The 5,798-nt window shown below is 59.8% G+C and carries 6 protein-coding genes; all 6 read left to right on the forward strand.

Annotated features, from left to right (window positions below; genetic code table 11):
• Positions 1-260: 260 nt before the first annotated feature.
• The 6 genes from trbB to QZX93_RS05105 all read left to right on the forward strand — a co-directional run bounded on the left by trbB (position 261) and on the right by QZX93_RS05105 (position 5,713).
• Entirely contained in the window at positions 261-1,049 is a 789-nt protein-coding gene (gene trbB, locus QZX93_RS05080; protein ID WP_295392424.1) for a P-type conjugative transfer ATPase TrbB, read from the forward strand.
• Between the two features lie 15 nt (positions 1,050-1,064).
• Positions 1,065-1,448, forward strand: a complete 384-nt coding sequence (gene trbC / locus QZX93_RS05085) for a conjugal transfer system pilin TrbC (RefSeq protein WP_295392425.1) — start codon at positions 1,065-1,067, stop codon at positions 1,446-1,448.
• A 2-nt stretch (positions 1,449-1,450) separates the two neighbouring features.
• The gene (locus QZX93_RS05090) at positions 1,451-1,762 is read left to right on the forward strand and encodes a conjugal transfer protein TrbD (RefSeq protein WP_295392427.1); all 312 of its coding nucleotides are present in this window, start codon (positions 1,451-1,453) and stop codon (positions 1,760-1,762) included.
• Positions 1,759-4,302: a VirB4 family type IV secretion/conjugal transfer ATPase gene (locus QZX93_RS05095; protein WP_295392428.1), complete on the forward strand. Its 2,544-nt coding sequence runs from the start codon at positions 1,759-1,761 to the stop codon at positions 4,300-4,302. Before QZX93_RS05090 ends, QZX93_RS05095 begins: the two co-directional genes overlap by 4 nt.
• Before the next feature lie 56 nt (positions 4,303-4,358).
• Positions 4,359-5,084, forward strand: a complete 726-nt coding sequence (locus QZX93_RS05100) for a VirB8/TrbF family protein (protein WP_295392429.1) — start codon at positions 4,359-4,361, stop codon at positions 5,082-5,084.
• Between the two features lie 149 nt (positions 5,085-5,233).
• Complete coding sequence (locus QZX93_RS05105; protein ID WP_295392430.1) at positions 5,234-5,713, forward strand: TrbG/VirB9 family P-type conjugative transfer protein; 480 nt, start codon at positions 5,234-5,236, stop codon at positions 5,711-5,713.
• The last annotated feature ends 85 nt before the right edge of the window (positions 5,714-5,798 follow it).

The following is a 5,798-nucleotide window of genomic DNA, read 5'->3' on the forward strand; positions in this document are numbered from 1 at the left end:
GCCGCGGGGCCATACACCCCCCCTTCCCCCTGGCTCCCAGCCCCCCTATGTCCCCCAGCGTCCCGACCGCTCTTCACCACCCTCGTTGGCGATTACCCGCATCATTCACCAACTATAGGCGGGTTTAGGTAGCCATCGACAAAGCTGGAACGGGACCTTGGCCCACTGCTACTCGCGGCGCTGGCAGACCCGAAAACAGTCGAAGTGTTGTGTAACGCGGATGGCAACATTTGGCAGGAACGCCTAGGCGAGCCGATGCGTTGCATCGGGACCATCGGCGCCGGCCGCGCTGCATCATCAAGACCGTCGCGGGCTACCACGGCAAGGAAGTGACGCGGCATAAGCCGATCTTAGAGGGCGAATTACCGCTGGACGGCTCGCGCTTCGCCGGGCAAGTCCCTCCCGTCGTCACAGCACCCACGTTCGCGATTCGCAAAAAGGCCGTCGCGATTTTCACCATCGACGATTATGTGACCGCTGGCATCATGACAGCAGGGCAAGCCGCCATTCTCAGCGACGCCATCGGTGCACATCGAAACATCCTCGTCATCGGCGGCACTGGATCAGGGAAGACCACCCTCGTCAACGCGATCATCAATCGGATGGTCGAGCGCGATCCCGCTGAGCGCGTGGTCATCATCGAAGACACCGGCGAAATCCAATGCGCTGCAACGAATTTTGTGCAGTACCACACATCGCTCGAAGTGCCAATGACGCTGTTATTGAAAACCACCTTGAGAATGCGCCCGGATCGCATTCTGGTGGGCGAGGTGCGCGGACCTGAAGCGCTGGATCTTTTGATGGCATGGAATACCGGGCATGAGGGCGGCGCGGCGACTTTGCACGCCAATAGTGCCCGTGCCGGATTAGATCGTCTGGCGATGCTGATCAGTATGCACCCCGACGCCCCCCGTCCTATCGAACCCCTGATTGGCGATGTGGTTCACATTGTGGTCCATATTGCCCGTACCCCCGAAGGCCGTCGTGTCCAGGAAATACTTGCCATTTCCGGGTATACGGATGGCCGTTATGTCACCACTGCCCTGTAACCAAGAGCCTTACCTATGACCATAAGCACCCTTACCCTACCCCGCTCCCCAATCCTGTATGTCGGCGCCGCCCTACTACTGTTCCTGGCGCTGAGTCCGGATCACGCCGTCGCCGCCAGCAGTACCGGCGGTGACCTGCCTTATGAACCCTGGCTGGTTGCTTTGCGTACCTCCGTTACCGGCCCGGTCGCCTTTGCGATCAGCATCATCGGACTCGTCATCGCCGGCGGTGTCTTGATTTTTGGCGGCGATCTGAACGGCTTCTTTCGCACCCTGATCTTCCTGGTCTTGGTCATGGCTCTGTTGGTCGGCGCGACCAATATCATGACCACCTTCTTCGGGACAGCCGCGGAAGTTGGTAGCGTCGTTGACGCCAGCACCTATAAGGGATTCGTGTAGTCATGGCCTTACGCGCGATCCCCATTCGTCGGGCTGGCAATCGCACCACCCTATTTATGGGTGGGGATCGCGAACTGACGATGTTTGCCGGCGTGATTGCCGGGTCCCTGATCTTTTCCGCTCAAGACCTGCGGGCCACCATCTTCGGAGTCGTCTTGTGGTCTGCGAGTCTCTATGTATTTCGGCTGATGGCCAAAGCGGACCCGCAAATGCGGGAGGTGTATCTACGGCATCGCCGTTATAAGCGCTATTACCCGGCCCGCAGCACACCGTTCCGCGATAACCCGCCCAGCCAAACCAGAGGCTATCAATGAGTTCGCTATCTATTATAACCTACTTAGTGGCCGCTCTTGGGAGCACGCTTATCGGCGTTCTGGTGGCGATGATATTGCGTACGCGCACGTCGCAGCAATTGAAACACCATCGCTCTTCCCAGGCCGGAGTCGCCGACCTGCTCAACTATGCCGCCATCGTGAAAGACGGCGTTGTCGTGTGTAAAAACGGCGCGTTCCTGGCCGCCTGGCTCTATCGTGGTGAAGACAACGCGAGCGCGACGGATGACCAACGCAACCAGGTCTCGGTACGCATCAACCAGGCGCTGGCCAGCTTGGGCAGCGGCTGGATGATCCATGTCGACGCCGTGCGTCATCGGGCGACGGCGTACCCGGCACCGGAGCGCTGCGCGTTTCCCGATCGGATATCCGCCGCGATCGATGAGGAACGCCGGCGCCTGTTCGAGCACCTCGGCGTCATGTTTGAGGGTCATTTCGTGCTTGCCGTGACCTATTTTCCCCCGCTTCTGGCACAAGCGAAGTTCCAAGAGCTCATGTTCGATGACGATGCCGCGGTCACGGACGACAAATCCCGCACCCAGGCGCTGATCAGGACCTTCGACCACGATTGCCAATCGCTGGAAGATCGACTGTCTTCGGCCGTCCATCTGACGCGACTACGCGGCCAGCGCCAGCGCACGGCGAGCGGCGCCACGGTCACGCACGACGCATTGCTCGCGTGGCTGCATTTCTGCATTACCGGCCAGCGGCATCCGATCCAACTGCCCAACGCACCGATTTACTTGGACGCGTTGTTGGGTGGCCAAGAGCTATTCGGCGGGGTCGTGCCAAAAATCGGCCACCACTTCATTCAGGTGGTCGCCATCGAAGGATTTCCGCTCGAATCGACGCCCGGGATGTTGACGGTACTCGGCGAATTGCCATGCGAGTATCGGTGGTCCTCGCGTCTTATCTTGATGGACACGCATGAAGCCGTTGCACATCTCGAGAAATATCGGAAAAAGTGGAAACAAAAAGTCCGTGGGTTCACGTCTCAGGTGTTTAACACCAACTCTGGGAGTGTCGATCAAGACGCGCTCAATATGGTCGCTGAGGCCGAAGCGTCTATTTCCGAAGTGAATACGGGATGGGTCGCGCAGGGCTATTACACCAGCGTGGTGGTACTCATGGGCGAACACCGAGAGCAGGTGGAACAGTCGGCGCGGGTCGTCGAGAAGGCCGTCAATCGGCTCGGGTTCGCCGCACGCATCGAAACCATTAATACAATGGACGCTTACCTCGGCAGCCTGTCAGGGCACGGTGTGGAAAACATTCGCCGCCCATTGCTCAACACATTGAATATGGCGGACCTGCTGCCAACCAGTACGACCTGGACCGGACTCGACCACGCGCCCTGTCCGCTGTATCCGCCGAACGCGCCGGCCTTGCTTCAGTGCGTGACCAGCGGGGCTACACCATTTCGGCTCAACCTCCATGTGCGCGATGTCGGTCACACCTTCCTCTTCGGCCCGACCGGCGCCGGCAAATCCACGTTTGTGGCCCTCATTGCCGCCCAACTCCGGCGCTACCCTGGAATGTCGATCTACGCCTTTGACAAAGGCATGTCGATGTATCCGCTCACCAAAGCGGTCGGCGGCCAGCATTATACGGTGGCGTCCGACGATAACACCCTGTCATTTTGTCCGTTGCAGTACCTCGACTCGAAAGGCGATCGGGCCTGGGCCAACGAGTGGATTGATACCATCCTACGGCTCAACGGGGTCAACACGACACCCGATCAACGCAATGAAATCGATGCAGCTATCACGTCGATGCACGATAGCGGTTCGCGGACGCTTTCCGAGTTCTCCATCACGATTCAGGATGAAGCGATCCGTAACGCCATCAAACCGTACACCATTGATGGACCCATGGGCACCCTCCTTGATGCGAGCACCGACGGCCTGGCGCTGAATGACTTTACCGTTTTCGAGATTGAAGACTTGATGAATCTCGGCGAAAAGTATGCGCTTCCCACCCTACTCTATCTATTTCGGCGCATTGAATGCAGCCTCACCGGTCAGCCGTCCGTCATCATCCTTGATGAGGCCTGGTTGATGCTTGGTCATGCTGCGTTTCGAGCGAAGATACGCGAATGGTTGAAGGTCTTGCGTAAGGCCAATTGCCTGGTACTGATGGCCACGCAAAGTCTCTCCGATGCTGTCAACTCAGGGATTCTTGATGTGATTGTGGAATCGACGGCGACTCGAATCTACTTGCCGAATCCTGCCGCGCGTGAAGATGACGCGGCGGCCCTCTATCGACGCATGGGATTGAATAGCCGTGAACTCGAAATTCTGGCATCCGCCGTGCCAAAGCGGGATTACTATTACGTGTCGGACAATGGCCGCCGCTTATTCAATTTAGCGCTTGGCCCCTTGACGCTCGCGTTCGTCGGTGCGTCCGATAAGGAATCGGTGTCAATTATCCGTGGCCTTGAGGAGCAACACGGTCCCGCCTGGGTCGATTACTGGCTAGAAAGCCGCGGTCTGAATCTTGCTGATTATGAGGTAGCGCGATGATAGTGAATTTCAGTTGGCTTCGCGGACGGCGCCGACTCGCCGATCCAGGCTCCGGCATGGAACGCGAAGCGGCGGACCCTGACGAACTGTCCCCGTCACCAGCGCGGGCCGCCGGCACGGACAACCCCTACCTCAACGCCCGCCGCATCTGGAATGAGCGCGAAGGGTCCATTATCGACGCACGGCAAGCGTGGCAACTGGTCGCGATTCTGTCGCTGCTGATCGCCCTGGCCGCGGTTGGGGGCGTGATTTATTTCGGCAGTCAATCTCAATACGTGCCTTACGTGCTGGAAGTCGACAAGCTCGGCCAGGCCCTTGCGGTAGCGCCCGCGCAACGCGCCGCACCGGTGGACGAGCGGGTACTGCACGCCACCGTCGCTGAGTTCGTCGCTAACGCCAGGCTGGTGACGCTGGATGTCGCACTCCAGCGCAAAGCCATCCTGCGCAACTACGCGCTGCTGTCGCCGAAGGACCCGGCGATGGCGAAGATGACCCAATGGCTTAACGGCAGCGAAGACGCCAGCCCGTTTCTGCGAGCGGCGAAGGAAATGGTCACGACCGACATTACCAGCGTCCTGCCGCAAACCCCCGACACCTGGCAAGTCGACTGGCTGGAAACCACGCGCGGACGCGACGGCGTACAGCAGGGCGAGCCGGTAAAGATGCGGGCGCTCGTGACGGTTTATACGGTCGCGACGCGACCGGATGCGACCGAAGAGCAAATTCGGAACAATCCGCTCGGGATCTACGTGCGTGACTTTTCGTGGTCGCGGCAGAATTGAGTTTGGGGGATAAGGCGATGAACAGGTTTGCGATGCTAACCGGCGGGTGCCTGCTGGGGCTGGGGGCGGCGGCCCTGGCGGCCCCTGCCGACGGGACTGCGCGGGACCGGCCGCCAGGCACATTAGGCACTCCGACGCCGGCGGACGCGATGGACACCTGCACCGGGGTGATGCGCGAGGGGCGCTGTGTGCCGCCAGTGCCACGCGCCGATGATGTGCTGTTCTCCGGTCCCGATCCGATCCTGACGCCGCAGGAAGAGGAGGCCTTGGCGCTAGCCGATGCGTGGCAAGCCGGAAACCCTGACAGCGTGAACTTCACAGCCAAGAACGGCGTGATCATTTTCAAGCTCGGGATGCAGCAACCGAGCATCGTGTGCGCCGTCCTTCAACTCTGCGACATTTCGCTGCAACAGGGCGAGCGGATTACGGCGATCAACCTGGGCGACACCGGCCGGTGGACGGTCGAGTCGGCCCTTGCCGGGACCGACGAAAAGGCGATCCCACACGTGATCGTCAAGCCCACCGATGTCGGATTGGAAACCGCCCTGGTGGTGACGACAGATCGACGTGTCTATCTCGACTTTGGCCATTTTTGGCCTGATGGAAACCCGCATGAATGGCCTGGTTAGGTGTCCGGCGCGGGTGCGTAAGGTCAACGTAGAGTTGGCGGCAGCGGGACGCAGGCGGTATCGTCTGAAGCCGACTAAAACACCA

This window comes from uncultured Thiodictyon sp., from assembly GCF_903946935.1.
Lineage (GTDB): Bacteria > Pseudomonadota > Gammaproteobacteria > Chromatiales > Chromatiaceae > Thiodictyon.

Coding starts and splice junctions, on each gene's coding strand:
- trbC (WP_295392425.1), top strand. CDS start 1,065: ATGACCATAAGCACCCTTACCCTACCCCGCTCCCCAATCCTGTATGTC.
- QZX93_RS05090 (WP_295392427.1), top strand. CDS start 1,451: ATGGCCTTACGCGCGATCCCCATTCGTCGGGCTGGCAATCGCACCACC.
- QZX93_RS05095 (WP_295392428.1), top strand. CDS start 1,759: ATGAGTTCGCTATCTATTATAACCTACTTAGTGGCCGCTCTTGGGAGC.
- QZX93_RS05100 (WP_295392429.1), top strand. CDS start 4,359: ATGGAACGCGAAGCGGCGGACCCTGACGAACTGTCCCCGTCACCAGCG.
- QZX93_RS05105 (WP_295392430.1), top strand. CDS start 5,234: ATGGACACCTGCACCGGGGTGATGCGCGAGGGGCGCTGTGTGCCGCCA.